At 61.8% G+C, this 23,710-nt stretch carries 23 protein-coding genes; 15 read left to right on the forward strand and 8 right to left on the reverse strand.

Going from position 1 to position 23,710, the window contains the following annotated elements:
* The first annotated feature begins 2 nt into the window (after positions 1 to 2).
* Genes OK352_RS16390 through OK352_RS16405 form a run of 4 tightly spaced genes read left to right on the forward strand, consistent with a single transcriptional unit; the run spans position 3 to position 4,414 of the window.
* The gene (locus OK352_RS16390) at positions 3 to 866 is read left to right on the forward strand and encodes a carbohydrate ABC transporter permease (RefSeq protein ID WP_372338122.1); all 864 of its coding nucleotides are present in this window, start codon (positions 3 to 5) and stop codon (positions 864 to 866) included.
* The gene (locus OK352_RS16395; RefSeq protein WP_265142595.1) at positions 863 to 1,873 is read left to right on the forward strand and encodes a LacI family DNA-binding transcriptional regulator; all 1,011 of its coding nucleotides are present in this window, start codon (positions 863 to 865) and stop codon (positions 1,871 to 1,873) included. Before OK352_RS16390 ends, OK352_RS16395 begins: the two co-directional genes overlap by 4 nt.
* Before the next feature lie 10 nt (positions 1,874 to 1,883).
* A complete protein-coding gene (locus tag OK352_RS16400; protein WP_265142596.1) occupies positions 1,884 to 3,365 on the forward strand; it encodes a glycoside hydrolase family 32 protein in 1,482 nt (493 codons plus the stop codon).
* The gene (locus OK352_RS16405) at positions 3,362 to 4,414 is read left to right on the forward strand and encodes a carbohydrate kinase family protein (protein ID WP_265142597.1); all 1,053 of its coding nucleotides are present in this window, start codon (positions 3,362 to 3,364) and stop codon (positions 4,412 to 4,414) included. The genes OK352_RS16400 and OK352_RS16405 overlap by 4 nt, the downstream gene beginning before the upstream one ends.
* Before the next feature lie 20 nt (positions 4,415 to 4,434).
* Here OK352_RS16405 and OK352_RS16410 read toward each other — a convergent pair whose 3' ends face one another.
* Together OK352_RS16410 and OK352_RS16415 are read right to left on the reverse strand one after the other, a co-directional pair.
* Positions 4,435 to 5,157: a sulfite exporter TauE/SafE family protein gene (locus OK352_RS16410; protein ID WP_265142598.1), complete on the reverse strand. Its 723-nt coding sequence runs from the start codon at positions 5,155 to 5,157 to the stop codon at positions 4,435 to 4,437.
* Between the two features lie 17 nt (positions 5,158 to 5,174).
* On the reverse strand, positions 5,175 to 6,038 hold the full coding sequence (locus OK352_RS16415; protein ID WP_265142599.1) for an aldolase: 864 nt from the start codon (positions 6,036 to 6,038) through the stop codon (positions 5,175 to 5,177).
* A 77-nt stretch (positions 6,039 to 6,115) separates the two neighbouring features.
* On the opposite strand from OK352_RS16415, the gene OK352_RS16420 reads away from it, so the two are divergent.
* The 11 genes from OK352_RS16420 (at position 6,116) to OK352_RS16470 (ending at position 17,487) form a co-directional block, all read left to right on the forward strand.
* Entirely contained in the window at positions 6,116 to 6,904 is a 789-nt protein-coding gene (locus OK352_RS16420) for a DeoR/GlpR family DNA-binding transcription regulator (protein WP_265142600.1), read from the forward strand.
* Positions 6,905 to 6,996: 92 nt separating this feature from the next.
* Complete coding sequence (locus tag OK352_RS16425; RefSeq protein ID WP_265142601.1) at positions 6,997 to 8,139, forward strand: mandelate racemase/muconate lactonizing enzyme family protein; 1,143 nt, start codon at positions 6,997 to 6,999, stop codon at positions 8,137 to 8,139.
* The gene (locus OK352_RS16430) at positions 8,136 to 9,587 is read left to right on the forward strand and encodes an aldehyde dehydrogenase family protein (protein ID WP_265142602.1); all 1,452 of its coding nucleotides are present in this window, start codon (positions 8,136 to 8,138) and stop codon (positions 9,585 to 9,587) included. The genes OK352_RS16425 and OK352_RS16430 overlap by 4 nt, the downstream gene beginning before the upstream one ends.
* Positions 9,584 to 10,675 carry a 6-phosphofructokinase gene (locus OK352_RS16435; protein WP_265142603.1) on the forward strand — a complete coding sequence of 364 codons (1,092 nt, stop codon included), beginning with the start codon at positions 9,584 to 9,586 and terminating at the stop codon, positions 10,673 to 10,675. Before OK352_RS16430 ends, OK352_RS16435 begins: the two co-directional genes overlap by 4 nt.
* 47 nt (positions 10,676 to 10,722) lie before the next feature.
* Entirely contained in the window at positions 10,723 to 12,021 is a 1,299-nt protein-coding gene (locus OK352_RS16440) for an ABC transporter substrate-binding protein (RefSeq protein WP_265142604.1), read from the forward strand.
* 79 nt (positions 12,022 to 12,100) lie between these two features.
* Positions 12,101 to 12,961, forward strand: a complete 861-nt coding sequence (locus OK352_RS16445; protein ID WP_265142605.1) for a carbohydrate ABC transporter permease — start codon at positions 12,101 to 12,103, stop codon at positions 12,959 to 12,961.
* A complete protein-coding gene (locus tag OK352_RS16450) occupies positions 12,951 to 13,787 on the forward strand; it encodes a carbohydrate ABC transporter permease (RefSeq protein WP_265142606.1) in 837 nt (278 codons plus the stop codon). The genes OK352_RS16445 and OK352_RS16450 overlap by 11 nt, the downstream gene beginning before the upstream one ends.
* On the forward strand, positions 13,784 to 14,785 hold the full coding sequence (locus OK352_RS16455) for an alcohol dehydrogenase catalytic domain-containing protein (protein ID WP_265142607.1): 1,002 nt from the start codon (positions 13,784 to 13,786) through the stop codon (positions 14,783 to 14,785). Before OK352_RS16450 ends, OK352_RS16455 begins: the two co-directional genes overlap by 4 nt.
* Entirely contained in the window at positions 14,785 to 15,684 is a 900-nt protein-coding gene (locus OK352_RS16460) for a 2-deoxy-5-keto-D-gluconate 6-phosphate aldolase domain-containing protein (protein ID WP_265142608.1), read from the forward strand. Before OK352_RS16455 ends, OK352_RS16460 begins: the two co-directional genes overlap by 1 nt.
* Before the next feature lie 20 nt (positions 15,685 to 15,704).
* On the forward strand, positions 15,705 to 16,355 hold the full coding sequence (locus tag OK352_RS16465; RefSeq protein WP_265142609.1) for a GntR family transcriptional regulator: 651 nt from the start codon (positions 15,705 to 15,707) through the stop codon (positions 16,353 to 16,355).
* Positions 16,356 to 16,458: 103 nt separating this feature from the next.
* A complete protein-coding gene (locus tag OK352_RS16470) occupies positions 16,459 to 17,487 on the forward strand; it encodes an alcohol dehydrogenase catalytic domain-containing protein (protein ID WP_265142610.1) in 1,029 nt (342 codons plus the stop codon).
* Positions 17,488 to 17,523: 36 nt separating this feature from the next.
* Here the strand turns inward: OK352_RS16470 and OK352_RS16475 are convergent, their stop codons facing one another.
* The 6 genes from OK352_RS16475 to OK352_RS16500 all read right to left on the reverse strand — a co-directional run bounded on the left by OK352_RS16475 (position 17,524) and on the right by OK352_RS16500 (position 23,391).
* Positions 17,524 to 18,342, reverse strand: coding sequence for an alpha/beta hydrolase family protein (locus OK352_RS16475; protein WP_265142611.1), 819 nt, complete (start codon positions 18,340 to 18,342; stop codon positions 17,524 to 17,526).
* Between the two features lie 12 nt (positions 18,343 to 18,354).
* A complete protein-coding gene (locus OK352_RS16480; RefSeq protein WP_265142612.1) occupies positions 18,355 to 19,089 on the reverse strand; it encodes an ATP-binding cassette domain-containing protein in 735 nt (244 codons plus the stop codon).
* A gap of 95 nt (positions 19,090 to 19,184) precedes the next feature.
* Positions 19,185 to 19,937 carry an ABC transporter ATP-binding protein gene (locus tag OK352_RS16485; RefSeq protein WP_265142613.1) on the reverse strand — a complete coding sequence of 251 codons (753 nt, stop codon included), beginning with the start codon at positions 19,935 to 19,937 and terminating at the stop codon, positions 19,185 to 19,187.
* A gap of 82 nt (positions 19,938 to 20,019) precedes the next feature.
* Positions 20,020 to 20,958: an ABC transporter permease gene (locus tag OK352_RS16490; protein ID WP_265142614.1), complete on the reverse strand. Its 939-nt coding sequence runs from the start codon at positions 20,956 to 20,958 to the stop codon at positions 20,020 to 20,022.
* The gene (locus OK352_RS16495) at positions 20,955 to 21,890 is read right to left on the reverse strand and encodes an ABC transporter permease (protein ID WP_265142615.1); all 936 of its coding nucleotides are present in this window, start codon (positions 21,888 to 21,890) and stop codon (positions 20,955 to 20,957) included. The genes OK352_RS16490 and OK352_RS16495 overlap by 4 nt, the downstream gene beginning before the upstream one ends.
* An 82-nt stretch (positions 21,891 to 21,972) precedes the next feature.
* The gene (locus OK352_RS16500; RefSeq protein ID WP_265142616.1) at positions 21,973 to 23,391 is read right to left on the reverse strand and encodes an ABC transporter substrate-binding protein; all 1,419 of its coding nucleotides are present in this window, start codon (positions 23,389 to 23,391) and stop codon (positions 21,973 to 21,975) included.
* Between the last annotated feature and the right edge of the window lie 319 nt (positions 23,392 to 23,710).

A 23,710-nucleotide genomic window follows, 5' to 3' on the forward strand; every position in this document is an offset into this window, starting at 1 on the left:
CCATGCCACCCGCTTCGCCGCGACCGCGTCGCGTTTCCCGTGTGCACGTGCAGCGAACCTTGCTCACAGCGACAATCATCGTCATCGTCGTTGTGCAGGTGTACCCACTAGTTTGGCTGCTGCTGACAAGCCTCAGGACTGCGGCCGACTTCGCGGGGGGCAACCCATTCGCCTGGCCGTCTGAGTTCACGCTTGAGAACTACGACAGGGCGTTTGCCACGGGCAACCTCGGCCTCAACATCGTCAACAGCCTCATCGTAACTCTTGGTGCCAGCGTTCTGATCGTCGTGGCCGGAATGATGGCAGCATATGCGCTGCAAGTGCTCGGATTCCGCCTGAGCGGAGTGGTGCGCGTTATCTTCCTTCTGGGGATCATCGTTCCCGTGCAGATCTCGCTGGTGCCCCTCTTTATCGACTATTCACGTGTGGGCTTGCTTGATACCCACCTGTCGATGATTATTCCGCTGGCGGCGTTCGCACTTCCGATGGCAATTTACCTGTTCTCTTCGTTCTACGAATACATTCCGCGAGAGACCTATGAGGCGGCATCCCTCGATGGTGCTGGCCCGTACCGCATCTTCACTCAGATCACGTTCCCGCTATCGGTCAACACGATAATCACGGTGGTCCTCGTGAACAGCATATTCATCTGGAACGATTTCATCTTCGCGAACACATTTGTGCTGTCTGATGGGTTGAAGACGATTCCGCTGGGGCTCCAGAATTACATTGGGGCAATGGGTAATACTGACTGGACAGCAACCTTCGCAGCAGTCTGCGTGTCGGTTACTCCGCTACTGCTTGTCTTCTTGGTTTTGAACAAGGCTATGATTCAGGGCCTCGAGAGTGGAGCAACTAAAGGATGACAACGTCAGGTTACGATCGTGCCCACGCCGTCACGATGAGGGACGTCGCTAAGGCCGCTGGAGTGTCGGTAGCGACGGTATCTCACGTCATCAATGACAAGGCTGGTGCGCGCATCGGTGAGGACGCGAGACGGCGTGTCCACGATGCGGTGGAGTCCTTGGGATACCGGCCAAACGCACTCGCGAAGACGTTGTCTCGTGGTTCATCGCCCTTCATCGGGCTCGTTGCCGATGCAATTGCGACGACGCCCTTCGCCGGCCAGATCATCCACGGTGCGCAGGATGAGGCATGGAAGCACGGATACGTTCTCCTCGTCGCCAATACGGAAGGCAATGCGTCAGTTGAGCGCGACGCCATCGCGATGATGCTAGAGCACCAGGTTCGAGGCATTCTCTATTCGACGTGGTTTCATCGGGAGATCGAGGTGCCACCGACACTCCGACAGACGGACACCGTGCTTGTTGACTGCTTCGCCGCGGACGAGGACATACCCGCAGTCGTGCCTGACGAAGAGCAAGGAGGGCGCGTTGCGACAGAGGAACTTCTTGCGGCGGGCCACCAGCGTATTGCGTTCATCAACACAACGACTCCGTCACCCGCACAGACAGGGCGACTTGCCGGGTACCGTGCCGCCCTCGCTGCAGCCGGGTTGGCATACGACGAGTCGCTCGTGTTTCAATTCGAGCCCGACCAGGGCGGCGGGTACTCTGCGACCGCTAAGGTGCTCGCATCTCACGCGACAGCGGTCTTTTGCCACAACGACCGCGTTGCCATGGGACTCTACGACGGTCTCCGCGAGCGGAGCCTGCGAATTCCGGAGGATATCGCGGTGATGGGGTTTGACAACCAAGACGTCATCGCCGCCCACCTTCGTCCACCGCTCTCGACTGTGGCCTTGCCGCACTACGAGCTCGGTGCGGCAGGGGTTCGTCTCTTGCTGGGCCTCGACACAACGCGTCAAGCAATGCGTATTTCATGCCCCCCAATCCGTCGATCATCACTTTGAGGGTGAACAAATGACCGTTGAACAGGGCCCGCGCAATAACGAGCAGATGCCGAGACCCGCGTTCCATTTCACACCAAAGCGGAATTGGATGAACGATCCCAATGGAATGGTCTTTGACGACGGGACGTGGCATCTCTATTTCCAGTACAACCCCGAGGGGCCAGACTGGGGAAATATGAGCTGGGGGCACGCCACCAGCTCTGATCTTCTGAACTGGACGGAGCATGAGGTCGCGTTCCCGCACCAACCGGGAGAGCAGATCTTTTCCGGTTCCATCGCGGCATCTCGAGACCCCGGCGAGCGAGTGTTCACGGCGTATTACACGAGTGCTTACGATGATGGGCGTCAAGCTCAATCTCGAGCGATAAGCACTGACGGCGGATTCACCTGGCAGCACGACGATACGAACCCGGTTCTTGATCGTGGCAGCACTGCTTTCAGAGACCCGAAGCTCGTATATAACCCGGACGCTGACGGTGACCTCTGGATTCTCGTGGCGGTCGAGGCAGAAGCGCGACAAGTTCTCTTCTACTCGTCAAGGAATCTGAAGGATTGGGTTCTTGAAAGCACGTACGGTCCGATCGGGAATGAAGGGGTGGTGTGGGAGTGTCCCGACCTCGTACACCTCAAAGTTGCAGGTACGCCAGATGAGCACCATTGGGTCTTGCTGCTGAGTACGAACCCCGTTGGCTCGAAACCAGATCCAGGCGGATCGTCGATGAGCTACATCATCGGCAATTTCGATGGCCATTCGTTCACCTCTGAGATGGGGGAACTGACGCGGCTTGACTATGGCCGAGACTTCTATGCAGGCGTCTCGTTCGACAACGCACCCGAGAGTAGGACAGTAGTGGTGGGGTGGATGAGCAATTGGGCCTATGCAGATGTCATCCCCACCGCTCCCTGGCGGGGCGCAATGTCGTTGCCCCGTGAACTTCTCCTTCGGGAAATTGGCGGAGAAATCTGCCTCGTCCAAGAACCGGCACCTTTTGTTCGCACGTGGGTGAATCAGGACACGGGTACAGACCAGGAATGCAATGAATCTGCGCTCGAATTTCGGTCGAGCGGGCACTCCATATTCGAGTTGGGGTGGGAGACCGCCAACGCGGGCGCGGTCACGCTGGTCCTTGAGGGAGAAACGGAGTCGTATGTCAACATCACCTACGATCCTGACGCACGTGAAGTGAACGTCGCCCGAAGCGGGAATGCGGCAGAAGCGATCCACCGAGATTTCCCGAGCATCAGCACTGCGAAGGGTATTGCGACAGATCGGATTCGGTTACTTGTCGTCCTCGACGGACCGCTACTTGAGGTTTTCATCAACGATGGAACGCATGTCGTTTCGGACCTTGTTGTACTCGGAAACGGTGGCGTTTCCGCTTCCGTCACGTCAGCGAGACCGGGCCCAATCGCCATTCGCGCAGTCGACGTAACGTCGCCATTCAGCGCAACAGTGCTCGACCCTGTTGAAACGGACCGGTCGAAATCATGAACAGGGGTGAGCAGCGTTTAGCAACGAACCGTCGAGCCCATGCTTCTGATCCGCCAGCAGTTCTTGTCGTCGGTGAGTCATTGGTCGATATCGTTCACCGCGAAGACGGCATCATTGAGCATCGTCCGGGAGGGAGTCCGGCGAATGTCGCGCTTGCCCTCGGGCGCCTGGCCCGGAATCCAGAATTGGTGACGTCGTTTGCCAATGACGACTACGGTGCACTCATACGTGAATGGCTCGACTCCGCCGGAATCAACGTCCGAAACTCGCATGCCGGTCGGACGGCGACAGCCACGGCTTATCTGGATTCAGCAGGTGCCGCGACGTACGATTTTGACGTCGCATGGAGCGTGGATATGCCAGACACGACCGCAGATCTCCTTCATATCGGATCGATTTCAGCTGTTCTCGAGCCAGGGGCGTCGACCGTGTCCGAACTGGTGGATACGCTCCGCGGGCGAGCGCTCGTTAGCTTCGATCCGAACATCCGCCCGCAGTTTCACGGCGGCACAGACGAGACCCGTTCTCATGTTGAATCGTTCGTCACGAGAGCGCATGTTGTGAAAACTAGTGACGAAGATCTGCGCTGGCTATACCCGGGCAAGAACATCGTCGAGGTGGCACGTGACTGGGTCCGAAGTGGGCCAGGGCTTGTCGTCGTGACACGTGGGGATCACGGAGCGATTGCTATATCGGAGAGCGTTGGGGTAAAAGTTTCTGGCAGACACGTAGACGTTGTGGATACTGTGGGCGCCGGGGATACCTTCATGGGCGCTCTCTTGGACGGGCTGATGGCCATAAACATTTACGGACCTGAGTCACCGGCGCGAATCCGTGCGCTTACAGGACCAACGGTCACGTCGCTCCTGAACCGTGCCACTTTGGCGGCCGCAATCAACGTCACGCGTTCCGGTGCTAACCCGCCTACGCTCGATGAACTGAGCGATGCTGAACAAAACGCACACACCCAAGCTTCTGCGGAACCAGGAGACGTGGACGTGCACGACCAAGTTGCCGACCAGAGAGAAAAATCCGCGAGGAAGAAGTAATCGCCCGGTATGCGTTGAATTTAGACGACGAGGGCGAAGACTCCCCGGGCCGTCGCCGCGAGCGAGCCCAGCAGCGCGAGGGCGAGAGCCAGGGTTTGCGCACGAGACGGTGCAATGACGCGTTGCAGGGATGAGCCCACCACGAGGCCGAGCAGCACACAGCACACCGCTGCGATCACGAGGGGGAGTGGCAGCGACATGTTCGGCTTCGCCGCGATCGAGAGCGCGTTGGTGAGCAGCGCCACGACCTGCACAGTCGGGACGAACGCCGACATCGGCATGCGTGTCGCCGCCCCGAACATCGCCAGCGCCGGGCCGCCTACCCCGGCGGTGACATTGCTGAATCCCGAGAGCGAGCCGGCGAAGATCGCGCCTCCCGTGCCGCGAAAGACCGGCATCGGGCGCCGCGTCAGCGCGAGCACGACGGCGATCGTCGTGAGCGCGCCGACGAGGATCAGCAGCATGTCGGCATCTAGGGCATAGACAATAAGCGCTCCGAGCGGAACACTGACGACGATTCCGATCGATAGCTTCGCCGCCGTTTTCCACTGCGCGTGCCGAAACGTCGGGATGAGCACGATCGCGGCGATGAGAAACGACAGGATGTTGGCGAGCACGATGCCGTCGAATGGGTTCAGCACCAGCACCAAGAGGGGACCCGAGACGAGAGTGAACCCCAGCCCGGTCACACGCTGCAGGGCTGCACCGAGCGTGACCGCACACAGAGCGAGAACCCAGGTCACGGTCGTAAGGCCTACTGTCAGTTGCGAATGTTGTCGTCGACGATCGTTCCGAGGCGCTCGAGCCGCGGAATCGAGGTGGCGCGCAGTTCGTCATCGACGTTATCTGCTCCGAGCACGGAAGCCCAGACAGCCCGTCCAGCGAGGAACCCAGAGGCGCCGGCGCGGCACGCGATTCCCACAGCATCCGGGAACCTGTCGGCGTCGACCCCTGACGAGAGTACGACCCATGGGCCGTTGATGCTCTCGGTCAGCTCACGGCAGGCGCCATATACGCGCTCGTCGCTCTCCGCCCCCTTGAACGGAACCTCTGCCTTGTAGATGTCGGCACCGAGATCGCCCAGCTCTTTCGCCGCCGCGAGCACGCCGGCTTCGATATCACTCGGCTTGCCGTCCCATCGGCCGCGGGACACGGGTTCGATGATCGAGACGAGATCAAGCGACCGACACGTGGCGACAAACGAGCGCACCTCGGCGATACGCTGTTGCGCATCCTGATCTTCACGCCAGAGCACGAGGAGTTTGAGCGCACGAGCACCCTGTTGCTTGAGCCTCTCGTAGTCCAGCGACGTGTCGAAGGTGGCCTCCCTGACGAACTCTCCAGCACCAGCGGTGAAGTGGTCGGCGGCAGCGATGAGCGAGCTCGAGGAGTCGACGGCGTTCTGCTCGATGACAGCATCCCAGCCAAATTCCGTGTCGACGAGAACGGCAGACGCGTAGGGGGTGAGGGCCCGCGCTGCGGCCACCTTGAACTCGGTCATGTCAGCATCGCTGATGTCGGTGGAACGCGCACGAGACATCATGTCGCGCAGGGCTTCACGCTGGTCGACAGCGAGCATGGCGAACCCGCCGGAGGGCCGGGCAAGAGTTGTCGGATCAGACATGAGAATCCTTTGGCTCGAAATGTGAGAAAACGAACATTGTGTTCGCACTCTACCAGAGGCTTGCTAGCATGCAGAGTGTGAGCACCCTGGGAGAATCGTTGCGCCATGGCGGTGCCGAGCGCCGCCGAATTCTCATTCTGGAGACGCTTTTTCGTGACGGACATGTCTCTGTTCACGCGCTCAGCACCGAGTTTGCCGTCGCTGAGATGACGGTGCGCCGCGATCTCAAGCAGCTCGCAGACGAGGGCGAGCTCGAGCTGGTTCACGGCGGCGCCCGACTGCCAGCCGGTCGTCAATCGCCGGCCGGGTTTTCGAGTCGAACTCAGAGCAACTCTCGCGCCAAGCAGCGGGTGGCGGATGCCGTGAAGGCCATCGTTCCGCGCTCCGGCGTGCTGGGAGTCGACGCGGGAACGACGACGCACGTCTGCGCCCTCGAGCTGGCGCCCGAGCTCACCGGATGCGTCATCTCGCACTCCGTTCCCGTGCTGGCCAGCATGCTGGCCTGGCCGGACCTGCGGGTCATCGGCGTGGGGGGAGACCTGCTGCACGAGAACCAGGCCATGGTGGGACCCGGCGCCGTCGCGGCGCTGAAGGACTTGCGCATCGACGTACTCCTTCTGGGCGCCAGCGCCGTGAATGCTGACGGACTCTATGTGCATAGCTCTGTTGAGCTGGCGACGAAGCGCGCCATGATCGATGCGGCGAGCGAGGTGATCCTGGCCACCGATGCCTCCAAGGCAGACGCGAGCGGTGCCGTGCGGGTCTGCGGGTTGGATCGCGTATCGCGCATCGCCACCGACAGGGAGTGGGGAGCCGAGATCACCGAGAAGATCACGGCAGCCGGCGTGTCCTTCGTGCTTCCATAACTTTTCTCCACGCAGGGTTGACGGCGGTGCGTTGACATGCAACACTGCATGCAATGTTAGAAACCGATCAAAGCTGTGAAACTGTTCCGCACGTGGCCGTGCCGGACAGTACAGTCACGGCCGTCACCTGCCGCGTCTATCGCGCCCCGATCAACTCGGGTGTCGCGATGTCCTTCGGCGCGCTCGACCACAGAATCATGTTCCTCGTCGACGTCGCGTTCGACGACGGATCGGTGTCGACGGGGGAATCATGGGTGAACTATCCCTCATGGGGATGGCGGGAGCGGGTCGCGACGGTCGCCGAGGGTGTCGCACCCCTTCTCGTGGGCAGACGCTTCACCGACACCGCTGAGGTGCGCGATCTGCTGCTGATGTCTCTGACACGCGTCGCACGCCAATGGGGCGCGATCGGCCCGATCTACCAGGCGATCAGCGCGATCGACCAGGCATTCTGGGTGCGCGCCGCACAGACGCGTGGCCTCTCGCTTTCTGCGCTGTTGAGCGACGCCCCTCTGCCGGAGATCCCTGTCTACGGGTCGAGCCTCGGCCCGAGTGGCGTCACCGAGTCGGCCGAGCGCTGCATCGACCTCGGATTGCACGCGGCCAAGGTCAAGCTCGGGTTCGGTCGCGAAACTGATGAGCGCAATCTTGCCGCCGCCCGGAACGTCCTCGGCGAGAGCTTCCGTCTCTTCGGCGACGCCAACCAGGCGTGGAGCGTCGCCGATGCCGTCTCGATGGCACCGATGCTGCGAGACTTCGGCGTTGAATGGATCGAAGAGCCGGTGAGCGGCGATGACCCCGCCGACCTCGGGCGGCTCTTCGCCGACAGCGGCATCCCGATCGCCACGGGTGAGAACCTCTACGGTGCCGACGCGTTCACCCCATATCTGGTGCAGCCGGGCGTCGCGATCGTGCAACCCGACGTCGGCAAGGTCGGGGGAGTGACCGAGTACCAGCGCGTCGTTGCGGCCGCGGGCGACAGCGGCACGCTCGTGGCCCCGCATCTGTACAACGGGGCGTACGCGGCAGCGATCTCCATCCACCTTGCCGCCGCCACCGCGACAACCCCGTGGCTCGAATGGGACATCCGGCCGAATCCGGTCCGCGAACCCGTCGACCATCTGCTCACGTCGAACGGCACGGTGGCCGTTCCGCAGGGCCCGGGTCTCGGCGTCGACATCGATCTTCAGCACCTTTCCCCTCATCTAGTCCAGCTCACCGAGGAGGCACAGTGAACCAGTTGTCAGACAGCGGAATCCGAATCGGTGGTGACGTCATCACGGATGCTGGTGAGCGTCGACGCATTGACGCGATCAGTCCCATTGACGGCGCCGTCTTCGGTGACGTTCTGCAGGGAACGGCCGACGACGCACTGCGCGCCGTTGACGTCGCCGAACGCTCGTTCCGCTCATGGTCGACGACGGCTGTCGAGGAGCGCGTGTCGACGTTGCGGTCCATCGCCACTGCTCTGCGCGAAGAGGCGGCCGCCACAGACGAGTCCAGTTGGGCGTGGCTGCTCAGCACAGAGTCGGGCAAGCGGCTCGCCGAGGCACAGGGTGAAATCACGTTCTCTGCCGTGTACTTCGAGGCGTTCGCCGACCTGCTCGAGGCACAGCGTGACGAGCACTTCAGCGTCATCCCCGGCATCACCCACCGTGTGCAGCCGCAGGCGATGGGTGTGGTCGCGGTAATCACACCCTGGAACTTCCCGGTCTCGATCCCCGCGCGCAAGATCGCCGCGGCGCTCGCTGCCGGGTGCACCGTCGTCTTCCGCGCAGCCGAGCTCGCTGCACTCTCATCGCTCCGGCTGTCCGCCCTCATCGAGAGGTTCGTGCCGGCCGGAGTCGTGAACACGGTGCTCGGTTCACCCGCCGACGTCGTCACCCCGTGGCTCGACCGCGTGGACTGCGTCTCGTTCACCGGCTCCACCCGCGTCGGCCGCATCATCAACGCGCAGATCGCCCCGCGGTTCACCCCAGCCGTGATGGAGCTGGGAGGCAACGCCTCGTTCGTGGTCCTCGACGACGCCGACGTCGCATCCGCCGTCGATACGCTGATGATCGCGAAGTTCCGCAACAACGGGCAGTCGTGCATCGGCGCGAACAACGTGCTGATCCCACGGCGGCTCGAGGCCGACTTCCGCGATGCACTGACCGCGGCAGCACCCGCCCTCGTCGTCGGCGACCCACGCGACGCGGCGACCGATCTCGGCCCGCTCGCCCCGGCGAAAGACCCGGCGCGCATCGCCGACCTCGTGAGCGCCGCTACGGCGAGCGGGGGCGAGACGCTGCTTTCTGACGCCGAGCTTCCCTCCCGCGGGCACTACGCCGCCCCGCAGTTCGTCATGAACGCGCACAGCTCGTCGGCGCTCGTCTCAGACGAGGTGTTCGGCCCCGCAGCGGGGATCCTCGTCTACGATGACCTCGCTGACGCTCTCGCCCTGCAACGAGCATCCGGTTATGGCCTCGCCAGCTACGTCTGCACGTCAGACGAGAGCCGAGCGGATGCTGTCGCCGCCGAGTTCCGCGCCGGAATCATCGGCATCAACACGGCGACGCCGAACTACCCCGGAGCCCCCTTCGGTGGGATCGGCCTCTCCGGCCTCGGCTACGAGGGCGGCCGCCAAGGCCTCGAAGCGCACCAGCACTTCCGCACGATCGCCACGCGAACGGAGACGCCGTGACCATTGCCATCGCGCAGACGGGTGCACCCACCGCCGTCGTGAACCGCAGCCTTGCGGGATTCATCGACGGCGTCGGGTCGGCCTCCGTGCTGTTCGGTCGCGGCGGCCCCGACGCCCTCGTCGCGGGAGACCTCACGAGTGAGCGCCCCTCAGACGACGAGTTGCGACGCACCGGTTCATGGCTGCGCGGCGGCCGTCGGGCGATCACGAGCGACGACCTCGACGCGATCGTCTCGAGCCTCGACCGCTCAGGAGTCACGGGCCTCAGCCTCATCGGCGGCAACGGCACCATGGCATTCCTCGACGCCATCTCCACGCGCGCACGCGAGCGCGGAACATCTCTGCGCACCGTCGGCATCCCCAAGACGATCGACAACGACATCGTCGGGATCGACCACAGCCCCGGCTTTGCGTCAGCGGCTCGGTACCTCGCATCGACGATCACCGACATGGCCCGCGACCACGAGGCGATGGTCAGCGTCGAGAAGGTGCGCATCGTCGAGGTGATGGGGCGCGACACCGGGTGGCTGGCGCTCGCCGCGAGCTTTCACGACCACGACCCCGAGTACGCAGCCGACCTCGTGCTCACCCCCGAGAGCGCTTTCGATCTCGACGCATTCATCGCCGAGGTCGACAGGATGCTGCAGGCGAAGGGCCGCGCGTTCGTCATCGTCAGCGAGGGCGTCGCCCCAGAGCTGACGCAGCAGCCCGTCAAGGAGCAGAACCACACGCGGCTGATCCACGGCGGTATCTCGCGGGTGCTCGCGCAAGCAGCATCCGATGCTTTGGGCGTGACTGCCAGGGGCGAGGTTCTGGGCACGGCGCAGCGCTGCAATTCGGCACTCATGAGTCCCGTCGATGCTCGCGAGGCTCAGCTGCTCGGCGAGACAGCGGCGGCCTGGCTGAGCGATCCGAGCGGACCGACGGACGTCATGGTCGGCCTCGGCGGCGACGGAGCGATCGTCACGCTTCCGCTCGCCGACATCGGCGGGCGCGTCCGATACGTCCCCGAGAACTGGCAATCCAGCCATCCGCGTGATCTGACCTCTTTTCACGCTTGGCTTTCACCACTCGTCGCGCTCCCCTAGCGCGCAGGCAACACATCACAGAACGAAATATCGATCAAGGAGGAACGATGTCGAAATTAGCTCGGAGGGTCGGGGCCATTGTGGCGGCGACCGCCATCCTGGGCACCGCGACGGCGTGCGGGTCACCGGGAGAGGGATCCTCAGACGGCGACGCCATCAACGTCGTCTTGTCTAACCACCCCTGGCAGCGTGGCCTCGAGCCGCTCATCAGCCAGTTTGAAGAAGAGAGCGGCATCAAGGTCAACGTGCAGACCTTCGCGGAGCAGCAAGCCCGTGACCGCATCCTGCTAAACCTGCAGTCGAAGAGCTCGGCGATGGACGTCTACATGTCGCTGCCGTCGCGCGAGGGCCCGCAGTTCTGGGGCTCCGGGTACTACGAACCGCTGGACGACTACCTGGCTGATGCGCCCGACTCGTTCAAGGCAGATGACTTCTCGCCCTCAGCGATCGATGGCATGAAGGATGCTGACGGAAACGTCATCGGTCTTCCCATCAACATCGAGGGTCCCGTTCTCTATTACCGCACCGATGTGTTCGAGGACCTGGGTATCGAGGTGCCGACGACAATCGACGAGGTCATCGAGGCATCGAAGACGATCAAGGAGAAGGGCGACATCACACCGATCACTCTGCGCGGGGCAGCTCCCGCGATCGCCTTCGACTTCGGTCCGTTCTTCCACGGCGAGGGCCTGGAATGGACGAAGGAGGACGGCACGGCCAACTTCGACCAGCCGGGTGCGGTGAAGGCCATCGATCAGTACGCCACGCTCGCGCGTGACTACGGGCCCAAGGGCGTGATCAACTACAGCTTCACCGAGTCGTCGAACCTCTTCGCTCAGGGCAAGGTGGCGATGGAGCTGGAGTCGAGCAACGAGCTCAACTCTGTCTTCGACCCTGAGAACAGCACGGTCAGCGAGAACGTCGGTGTGGCGAAGATGCCGGCGGGCTCCGTCGAGGCAGCGCCCACCGCGCTGTCGTGGGGGATCGCCATGTCGGCATTCTCAGAGAAGAAGGATGCCGCGTGGGAGTTCATGCAGTGGGCAACCTCGCCCGAGATTCAGCTGGAGCTGACCAAGGCCGAGATCGCTCCGCCGCGTGACTCTGTTGCGCAGGACCCGAGCTATAAGGAGACCATGTCGACACCGACCCAGGAGCAGTGGCTCGAAGCCGTCGCCGATATCCAAGAGAACGGAAACACCGAGGTGGGTCCGGTCGGAACGAAGGCTCCGAGTATGCGCGAGACCATCGGCAATGCCATCGGCAAGGTGATCCTCGGCGACGCGACGGCAGAAGAAGCCGCCGCCGAGATCCAGACCGAACTGAACAAGCAGCTCGACGAGAAATAGGCACATGTCTACGACGCGGACCATCACCACACCACGGGGTCAGCGCCCGGTGACACGGGGTCGAAAAAGCTTCGACCCCGTGTCCCAGGGGACCATTCCGTTCCTCATCCCGGCGCTCGTCGCCACGGTGGGGCTCGTGCTCATCCCGGTTCTCTACACGATTTGGCTCTCGCTGACCGACCAGGACATCGCGGGGAACAACAGCGGGTTCGTCGGGTTCGAGAACTTCGCCCTGATGTTCCAGAACTCCGAGTTCTGGTATTCCCTCTTCGTGACGCTGCAGCTGTTCATTGTCTGCCTCGTCGTGGAGACCGTGTTGGGGCTTGGGCTCGGCTACTTGCTGAGCCGCGACGTCCCTGGGCGAGCGATCTTCCAGGGCCTCCTGCTGATTCCGGCGATCACCGCCTCGGTTGCGGTGGCGCTGGTCTGGATGCTCATCTACGACCCAACACTGGGGGCGGCGAACCAAATTCTGCAGGCGATCGGCCTCGACCCGGTCGTATGGCTGGGCAGCCGAGAGATGGCGCCGTGGTCGATCGCGATCGTCGACATCTGGCAGTGGACGCCGTTCATGGCCCTCATCATCTCGGCGGGCATCCGCTCGCTTCCGAGTGAACCGTTCGAGGCGGCCTCGATCGATGGGGCCGGTCCGGTGAAGAAAGCGTTCTTCGTCGGCCTTCCGCTGCTGCGCTCGGTGCTTCTCGTCGCGATGCTGCTGCGCACGGTCGACCTGATCCGCTTCTTCGACACCATCTACATCATGACCCAGGGTGGGCCAGTGAATGCGACGAACACCCTCAACGTGTACGGGTATCGCGCCGCGTTCATCGACCAGGAACCGAGTTACGCTGCAGCGCTTCAGTTGAGCCTGTTCGCTCTGGTCATCCTGATCGCCGCCATCTTCACATTTGTGCGAAAGAGGAGTACCGATGTCGAGTAGCACGACAAATCGCCGACGCGCCTACGCACTGACATACATGGGGTACATCGTTGCGGCACTGATCTTCTTCGTCCCGGTGCTGTTCATGCTGTGGTCGGCGTTCCGCAGCAACGTCGACATCACGGGCAGCATCTTCAACATCGGAACGCCGCTCACGCTCGAGAACTTCCAGAACCTCTTCGAGCGCTTCGACTTCATCTACTACATCCGCAACAGCTTCATCATCGCGGGCGGGTCGACGATCCTCGGTCTGATTCTCGGTGTACCCGCGGCATACGTGATCGCCAGGCGGGCAATACCGGGCATCGGATTCACGACCCTTCTGGCGCGCATGGCACCCGGCGTCCTGTTCGTCGTCCCTTTCTTCATCCTGTCGATGAAGATTGGTGCGACGTCGAACGACGCTCTCAACTTCGCTGTGCTGATCGCAGCGCACCTCATCATCACACTGCCGCTGTGCATCTGGCTGCTGATTCCGTTCTATGAAGAGATCCCGAAGAGCCTGGAAGAGGCGGCCCTCATTGACGGCTGCACTCCGAGGCAGAGGTTCATGCAGGTGGTTCTCCCACTCGTGACGCCCGGCATCTCGGTCGCCGTCACGCTGAGCTTCATCTTCTCGTGGAACTACTTCCTCTTCGCCCTGGCGCTCGCCAGCTCGAACACGATGCCGCTGCCCGTCATCGCGTTCAACTTCATCGGGCAGGGCTCCAGCGACTACGGCGGGCTCATGGCCGCGAGCACGCTCATCTCCCTTCCGGCCATCATTCTCACGATCGTCGCGCAGCGCTGGCTGGTGCGCGGACTGACAGGAGGCGCGGTCAAATGACCGACACACAGACCAACACAAGCGCCCATTTCGAGGGCGACGGCGTCGTGTCATTCACGGATGCTGCGCTGACGACGCCCGTCGACGGATGGGCACGCATCCGCGTCGACGTGTGTGCCCTCTGCGGCTCGGACAAGCGGCTTCTCGCCAGCGGCGCCGCGGTGGTGCCGGGGCACGAGGTCGTCGGCACCATCGTCGAGTCCGCGCCCGGAGCCCCGGCCGAAGGCACCCGCGTCGTCGTCTTCATTCCCGTGAGCTGCGGTGAGTGCAAGGCGTGCCGTGAGCAGCAGAACAACCGCTGTTACAACCTCGACGGGCTCATGGGCTGGCAGTTCGACGGCGGCTTCGCCGAGTACATGGACGTTCCGCCGCAGTGCCTGATCCCGGTGCCAGACGACATTCCGTCCGACGTGGCAGTGCTCGCGCTCGACACGTTCGGAACGGCGGCTCACGCGCTGCGCCTGGGCGCGCGGACGCAGCCCGGCGGCATCCAGAATCTGCTTGTCATCGGCTGCGGACCCCTAGGGCTCGGTGTCGTCTCGGTTGCCCTGGCGATGGGGATTCCGAACGTGCACGCGTGGGACCCGAACGACACGCGTCTGGGCCTTGCCGAGAAGCTCGGTGCGACGGCGGCGCAAGATCTCGAGTCGCTCAACCAGTACCAGGTCGTCGCCGAGGTGAGCGGCGCCGGGCCTGCCCGCGCGACGGCGCAGAACCTCGTCGAACCCGGCGGGGCGATCCTGGCGCTTGGCGAGTCCAACGACCCGTACGTCATGCCGGCGACGCCGCGGTGGCGTCGCACCGACTGCTTCACCGTCCGCTCCTTCTACTTTCCGATGTCAGAGGTCGGCGACAACTGGGATCTGCTTCGGTCACACGGGGCACGGCTGCGCGACACGATCATGACGCCCACGCGACTGGGCGATCTTGAAGAGACATTCACTCGATTCCTTGACGGCGAATTCGTCAAGCCATACATCACCCACGAGGAGATTTGATGACCCGCGACAACCTCTTGATCCTTGCTGTCGATCAGCGCCCCTGGCTCACGAACGCCCTGTTCGGTCACACCGGGGAGGCCACAGCAGAGCAACGTGCGCTGACGACCGAGGCGAAGCACGCGGTTTTCGAAGGCCTGGTGGCGGCGACAGCGAACACGGGGTCGGGGGATGCCGCGACGGGCGCGGCGATTCTGGTGGACCCTGAGCTGGGGCCCGGTGTTCCTGAGCGTGCGTTGGCTCACAGCATCCCGTTGGCCCTCCCTATTGAGCGGGCGGGGCAGCGCGTCTACGAAACCGAACCCGAGGACCTGCGTGCATATCTGGCAGCGTTCGCGCCGACGTACTCGAAGGTGCTCGTGCGCTACAACCCGGCAGACCCGGCAGACGAACGTGCGTTGCAGCGTGCGCGGCTGGCCGAGGCGGCGACGATCTCGCGCGAAGAAGGCTGCGCCTTCTTGTTCGAGCTTCTCGTTCCCCCGACCGACGAGCAGCTGGCGGAGGTTGACGGCGACGCCGAGCGATACGCGTGGGAGCGGCGCCCCGAACTTACCCGCCAGGCGATGCGCGAGCTTCTCGACGAGGTGCCCGTCGACATCTGGAAGCTCGAGCACCAGGGCGACCTCGACTCGTCACGCCAGACCGTTGAGCTGGCGCGCGAGCACGACGGCGAGTGCATCCTGCTCGGGGCCGGCGGCGACACCGAGACCGTGAATTCCTGGCTCGAAACCGCGGCACGTGCCGGTTTCGTGGGCTTCGCCATCGGCCGTAGTATCTGGTGGGAAGCGGTGAAGAAGCTCGCTGCCGCTCCGACGGACGCCGGCGTCCGCGCACGCTCGATCGAGACGATCGCGTCAACGTACTCCGGGTTCGTAAACGCATTCACGCGGGCCCAGTAAGCGAAGGCGGGGTAGACGACGTGGACTGGGAGCCTCCCGTGCGAGTGGGAACGAGCGTTCACGAACACTTGCGCGCGAAGATTCTCACCGGCGAGCTCCCGCCGGGAGCGCGGCTCGCGGTTCCGGCGCTCGCGAAGCAGCTCGGCGTCAGCCGCAGCCCCGTGCGCGATGCTGTGCTGCAGCTCGTGCGCGAAGGCCTCGCGATCGAAGAGTTCAATCGGGGCGCCGTCGTCTACCTCCCCCCGCAACCGGCACTCGTCAGCCTGTACCATGCACGCGAAGCACTTGAGGGCATGGCCGCGCGCCTCGCGGCGAGCAGCATCAGCGACGCCACGTTGGCGGACCTCGACGCGGTGCTCACAGAGCACGAGTCGATCGATCCGGACGACTTCCATCGCCACATTGATCTCGACGCCCGGTTCCACCGACAGATTCGGGATGCCGCGGCAAGCCCGGTTCTCATCAGGATGCTCGAAGAGATCCAGGGTCAGGTGATTGTGGCGATGCGCTCCACCAATCTGAGCGGCGGCGTACACCGTGCAACGGCCGACCATCGGGCGATTCTCGACGCCCTCACCCAGCACGACCCGGATGCTGCCGAGGCAGCGGCGCGCAACCACATCTCCCGACTCACGGGGATTCTCGAACAAGGCGGAGAGGCAGCACAATGAACCGAACGGCGCTTAATCGGCCCCTCCCGGATGCCGCGGAGTCAGCACGACACCACGTCTCCCGTGCCGCGGGAAATCATGATGCAGACGAAAGGGAAGCCGTATGAATCGCTCGGCCCTCAGGCACAGCCGATCGTCAGGGCTCACCCTGTCCGAAGAGCCGATCCCGGCGCTCGCTCCGGGCGAAGCCTCGATCGATGTTCTCGCGGTGGGGCTTTGCGGCACCGACACGCACATCCTCGAGGGCACGTTCCCCTCGGCCGGGAACGTCATCATGGGCCACGAGGTCTGCGGCATCGTGCGCGAGCTCGCCGATGACTCCTCCGACCTCGCGGTGGGCGACCTGGTCACCGTGGAGCCGCACAAGTACTGCACGGCGTGCACGTACTGCCGCTCGGGGGATGAGCACTTGTGTACAAGTAAGAAGGGGTATGGGGTCAAGCTCGACGGTGGCATGACAACGACGATGGTGGCGCCGGCGCGCATTCTGTACCGGCTCGACCCGCAGACAGATCCCAAGATCGGCGCGATGGCAGAGCCTCTCGCATGCTGCATCCACTCGATGGATCGCCTCAACCCGACCTCCGGCACGTCGATCCTCATCTCCGGCTGCGGTCCCGCCGGTGCGATGCTCGTGGCATTGTCGAAGGCGCGCGGGCTGACACCGATCGTGGTGTCGGAGCCCTCGGAGTCACGTCGCGAGCTCGCGCTGAAGATGGGCGCCGACCTCGCTGTGCACCCCGATGACCTTGACTCGGCTGAAGTCTCCGCTCTGGCGGGGGAGCAGGGCTTCCATTCGGTGGTGGATGCTGTGGGCCGCGCCGCCATCGCGCGCGACCTGCTGAATCGCATCCGCAAGGGCGGCACGTTCCTCGTCTTCGGCGTCGCTGTGCCAGACGACACCCTCGCGCTCACACCCCGCGAGGTCTACGACAAGGAGCTCACGATCGTCGGCTCGATCATCAACCCGTACACTCACGAGCGTGCGGTGGCGATGCTGCAGAGTCTCCCGCTCGACGCGATCCCAACGCGCACTTTCCCGCTCGAGGACTACGAGGCTGCGTTCGCAGCGCAGCGCGACAGCCGCGAGAAGATCTACATCGCGCCGTATCCCGATCTACGCAGACGATAAGGCATCTGGAGCAAACGCAATCCCGACTGGGATGGCTCAGGGCTGCACGCGGCTTTCCCGGATCTGCCCCGCGAGAAAGTAACTCATCGCCTCGAACGCGCCGGGACAGTTGTTGTGCGCTTCGTCAGGGATTATCTCCAGACAAACGGGTGCGCCAAGGTGCTGTAGCGACTCGTAGAGGGATCTCGCGCGATCGACGCGCGTAGCCCCCGCGATGCCCATCGACTCCCGCCAGATCTCGCTCGTTCGGCTGACCTCGACGGCGGGGCCGACATCAAGGCTGCCGACAACGATCTGGGTCGGAAGACGACGCAATGCCTCGAGATCTGCAGTCAGCCCAAGCCGGCTTTCGGTGTCTCGCAGACCCACCCACCAGGGGTGGTCAAACGTGGGCAACGTCACTCGTCCAGGTGCGCCAATCGCCGCGGCGATGAGTCTTCGGCTGTGGAAGAGTGCGAATCTCTCGACGAACTGTCCGCCACCAGAGTAACCAGATATTGCGAAGCGGCCGACGGGCGTTCCGTAACTCTGGTGAGCCTCGGCAATCATAGAGAAGAGGATCTCGTCGTAGTGCATATTCCCCCAGCGCAGCATTTTGTAGCCGAGGAGGTCTTCGCTGTCGTGTGCGAGTCGGGGGAAATGAGGCGCGATCACGGCGACGTTGTGCCACGCTGCTAAGTCGCGAAATGCTTGAAGCGCACCAAGCGGATCACGTTTGGACCCATGGACCGACACGACGAGTCGCGTACTCTCATCGGTCTCTGCTGGCAGAAGCAGCGAGTACGCGAACCGCGGGTCGCTTTCGAGAGGCACAGCGACGACGCTGCTTGTTCTCGATCGAAATATAGATTCCATGCAATTCTCCTGTTACTCGGGTGCTGAGAACGCCAGTGCGGCGGACTCGCCCGGTAGTTTCGGCACAGCAGTGAGTAACTCTTTCGTGTACTCATGCTGCGGATTGTCAAGCACCTGTTCAGCGGCGCCCGTTTCCACGAGCTTCCCGGCCTTCATCACTCCGATGACGTCCGACATCGCCCTCACGACGGCGATGTCGTGTGAAATGAACAGGTAGCTCACGTTGTGCTCTATCTGAATATCCGTGAGCAACTTCAAGATGCCCTTCTGCACCGAGACGTCCAAAGCAGAGGTAGGTTCGTCGAGTACCACCAGGGAAGGCGAGACACTCATCGCTCGCGCGATCGCAATGCGTTGAAGCTGTCCCCCGCTCAATTCGTGCGGGTACCGGTTTGCAAACTCAGGAGTGAGCCCAACCTTCAGAAGTAGCTCATTGAGTTCGCCGTTGTGACCAGAGGTTCGAGTTTTGCCGCAGATGCGCATCGCCTCACGTATGGTGCTGCCCACGCGAACCCGGGGGTTCAGTGACGAGTACGGATCCTGAAAAACCATCTGCATTTCTTGACGCGCCCTGCGAAGCTCTCGTGTGGACAGTCTGCCGATGTTGGTGCCGTTGATTCTGACCTCGCCTGACGTCAGTTCGATCAGTCGAAGCACGGCGCGGCCAATTGTGCTTTTTCCAGAGCCTGATTCGCCGACTAACCCGAAAGTGCGCCCGCGTTCTATGTCGAATGACACAGTGTCCACAGCGACATACCCGTTCTGGCGTCCACTCCTACGTGAGCCGTAGACCTTGACTAGATCCTTCACATCGAGAAGGGGCCCAGCTTTAGACCGATTCATCACCGCACTCCTCGTTCCGCTAGTTCTTGATTCCGACTTTTCAACGCAGCTGCCTGAAGGAGCATTTTCGTGTAGTCCTCCTTCGGCGCACGGAAGAGTTCCGCAGTGGTTGCAGTCTCGACGATCTCCCCGTTGCGCATCACGATGACGCGGTCGCACAGTTGCGAGATGACGGCAAGGTCGTGGCTGATGAACAGCACGCTCATGTCATGACTGCGGCCGAGCGCCCGGATCAGTTCCAAGATCTGGGCCTGAACAGTGACGTCGAGTGCAGTTGTCGGCTCGTCGGCGATCAGGAGCTTGGGGTTCGAAGCTATCGCGATGCTGATCATGATGCGCTGTTTCATTCCGCCAGATAGTTCGTGCGGATAGCGGTCAAAACAGAGATCTGGTTCCGGAATTCCAACCTTGTCGATGAGCTCGATGACGGCATTCTTTGCCTGTGGCCGACTCAGCGAATTGTGCAGCATGCTCGATTCCAGCACCTGGTGGCCGATCTTCTGAACTGGGTTCAACGAACTTTGCGGGTCCTGGAAGATCATCCCGATACCAGGGCCTCGTACTTTTCGCAGCTCGTCGTCTGTGCAGTTAAGCAAGTTCTGGCCGCCAAACACGACTTCCCCAGAGCACGCTGCAGCGCCCGGGTCGTGCAATTGCATGATCGACATCGCTATGGTGCTCTTTCCGGATCCCGATTCGCCGACGATGCCAACAATCTCGCTGACGCCGACATCGAAAGACACCCCATTCACAGCATCCTGGGGCCCTGTCACAGTCATGAACGATGTGCGCAGCGAGTTCACTTCGAGAATCGGGGAATTCTTGTTATCAGGATCAAACATTGGAGAATCTTCCTAGCCACACTGACTTGCTTCGCTGCGTCCATCGACGTCGAGAAGCCTTGGGATCGAGAGCCTCACGCACCGCATCACCGAAGAAATTGACGACCATGACCATGACGATCAGCATGAGTGATGGAAAAATGACCATCCACGGTGAGGTGAGAAAGACTTGCTTGCCGTCGTACAGAATGTTGCCGAGGCTGGGTGTGGGCGGGGCGACTCCAGCGCCGAGGAAGCTCAGCGCAGCCTCAACCATGATCGAATCAGCGAAGATGTATGCGACTTGCACGAGCAGAACATTCAGCGTGTTCGGCAGAATGTGGCGCAGCAGAATGCGCAGCGACGAGGCTCCCTGACTTCTCATTGCTTCGATGAAGAGCTCCTCTTTGATCGCGAGCACTCGTGAGCGAATGAGGCGAGCAATTCCGGGCGTGAGTACAATCACGAGCGCGATGATCACATTTACCAGGCTGGAACCGAGTGAAGCGACGAGGGCCATTGCAAGCAGAATTCCAGGGAACGCCATGAGCCCATCGCAGATTCGCATGATGATGGCATCGACTGCGCGGTAATAGCCGGCAAGAGCCCCCAGCAGTGTTCCCAGGATCGCCGAGCTGATCGCGACGGATGCCCCGATCATCAAAGAGACCTGGAAGCCGCCGTTGGTGCGCGAGAAAAGGTCGCGGCCGAAGTCATCTGTACCATAAAGGTGTGTGAAGCTCGGCGGGCTCAGACGCACGGACGGGTCAACGGAGTACGGATCGTATCCGACGATCGGCGGAATGACGACAGCGAGCACGAGCAGCAGCACTGCAAGAGTTGCGCCAACACGAAAAGCGGGCCGACGCAGAAAGCGGTACGAGAATGTGAGCTGTCGATTTTGTGCTCGCGGCTCCACAGGAGTGCTCGCTGGATTGAGTTTGAGCGTCATGCGCTTTGCCTTACCCGGGGGTCGAGAATCAGATAGAGAACATCAACAACAAAGTTGATGAAGATGAACGTCACAGTGGCCAGAAGCACGACGCCCTGTATGACCGGAATGTCCCGCCGCTCGATGGACTCGACCATGAGCTTGCCAAGACCGGGAACATTGAAAATCGTTTCCGTCACGAGGGCTCCGGTGACGAGCACAGCGAAGCCCACTCCGACCAGCGTCACGATAGGGATGGCGGCGTTCTTCAATGCGTGACCGTAGACAATGCGGAGCGAAGAAGCACCTTTGGAGCGCGCAGTGCGAATGAAATCCTGGGAGAGCACGTCAAGCATGGACGAGCGTGTCATTCGCGTGAGTAATGCAGAGTGGACGACGCCGAGAGATATCGCGGGCAGTGCAATGAATCGGAGCCACGTGCCAACTCCATCCGCGAGCGGCGAATAGCCCGAGAGCGGGAACCATTGCAATTGAAACGCGAATACGAGTGCAAGCAGCAACGCGAACACGAACCCGGGCGTCGCCATACCGATCATTGTGTATGTCGTCACGATTCCATCGAGCGTGGAGTTCACTCTGCGGGCAGATGCGATGCCGAGAGGAACTGCAATACACAATGCGACGAGCTGCGCGACGATAGCAATCGATACGGTTGGCTCGAGGCGGCTGAAGATCACTTCCACGACGCTCTCGCGACGGTAGAAGGATTGCCCCAGATCCCCGTGGAACACCCCGAGGATCCAATCGCCGTACTGAACCATGAGCGGTCTGTCCAACCCCAAAGACGACCGCATTGCTGCAACCTGTTCTGGTGTAGCCGTATTGCCCAGAAGGGCAAGCGCAGCGTCGCCACCTGAGATGTACAGAAGGAGGAAGACCACTATGGAAACGATGAAGAGAACGACAATCAACCCGCCTAAGCGAGAGAACATTGCCTTGAGCATCTCGGTACTTTCCTTCCGAAAGTAAGTGGGTGGGGCATTCGGGTGATCGCTGCCCCACCCAACGGGGACGTCAGTCGAGAAGCGGCACTGACCAGAACACGATCTGTGAATCGTGAACGGGGGCCGATTCCAGACCTGTCTTTACAGCGATGACGTCAGTCCAATCGGCAACCTTGGTCATGGCTCGATACTCCGCGTACGCCTCGATGATCTGCGGGTACATCGCACGCGCCTCGTCGTACGTGGCGGCACCTCGATAGTCTTTGAGCAGTTGAGTGATCGTCGGGTCATTTGTCCAACCCGCGAAGTCGGGTGAAAAGAACGCCATCGCTGACGGCTCCAGCTTGCTATTGAGGCCGTACACGAGGATGTCCCACTCTTGAGGGTCTTCGCGCTGTTTGAGCAACGTGGTCGCGTCAACAACTTTCAACTCGATCGAGAACCCAGCTGCTTCGAGCTGCTGTTGAATGACAATCGCGGCTTTGGCGCTTCGGTCATTCTGCTGCGCCATGATCGTGACAGGCTCGTTTGCATAGTCTGTTTTGGTGAGCATCTGCTTCGCGAGTTCTGGATCGTTGACGTTGTAACTGTCGGCATCTGCATCTGAGTTCCACTGTTCCTCCTGCGAGCGGAGCATGATGCCTGGGCGCATTTCGTAGAGGTCAGGTGATGGCTCAAAAGCGTTCATGATCTCTTCAGAGCCGATCGCAGTGTTCACTGCCTGGCGCACGGCGACGTCAGCCATCGCGCCTTCCTTCTTGTTGTAGTTCAGATACAAGCTGCCAACCCAATTGAGGATGGGCTCCAGCTCGGGGGCATCCTGAATCTTCGAATAGTCCTCTGGCGAGGCCAGAGTGATGTCGTACTGGCCGGTGAGAGCGCCTCCGAAGCGAGTCTGGTTGTCCGAGACCTGCAGGAACTCAATCTCGTCGTAGGTCGGCGTGCGATCGCCTGCAAGTCCGTCGGCTGGTTCCGTGCGGTTCGAATAGTCGGCGAAGCGCTTGAGCTTGACGAACTCATCCGGTTTGTACTCTTCGAGCGTGTACGGGCCGGTGCCAACGAAATCATCGATGGGGTCAGTACCGTACTCTTCGACGATCTCTTGCGGGTAGATCGCGGCAATGTTTGCGCCCCCTGACGCCAGCATCTGCAGAAGAACAGAGTTCCGTTCCTGGAGCACTACGACCACGGTGTTGTCATCTGTCGCTTCCCATACTGCTCCGGGAATCGCTGATTGACCGAGAGCTGACAATTCTGTCCAGCGTTGCATTGATGCGACGACATCGTCGGCGTCCATCGTGTCACCGTTGTGGAAGGTGACATCTTGGCGCAGCGTGAAAGTGATAGAGAGTCCGTCATCGGCGACGTTCCAACTATCAGCAAGCATCGGCTTGACGTTGTAATTGATGTCGCTGGTGACGAGACCCTCGACGACATTCCGCATGAGCCAGCCTGTCGGCGTGTACGTCGTCATTGCGGTGTCAAGCATGGGTGGAATCTGAACCACAGCGGTGGTGAGCGTTGCCGATTCGCCATTCTCTCCTGACTCATTGCTGCCGGGGGCGCACCCAACGAGGAGAAGGGTTGCGGCAGCGAGAGCTCCGATGCAGCTTAGTAACTTGCGTTTCTTACCTGGGATCTTCATCGATTCCGGACTCATGTCATCTCTTCCCGCGGCCTCGGATGGCCGTCGTTCAAGTGCCTATCGGGTCGGCTCACATCGCCAACGCCGCTTTCGGACTCGACATTAGACAGTGACAGGGTCGCCGGTAAATAGGATTAACAGGCATGCGTTACTGCACAGCTCA

Source organism: Microbacterium sp. MPKO10 (assembly GCF_026107415.2).
GTDB lineage: Bacteria > Actinomycetota > Actinomycetes > Actinomycetales > Microbacteriaceae > Paramicrobacterium.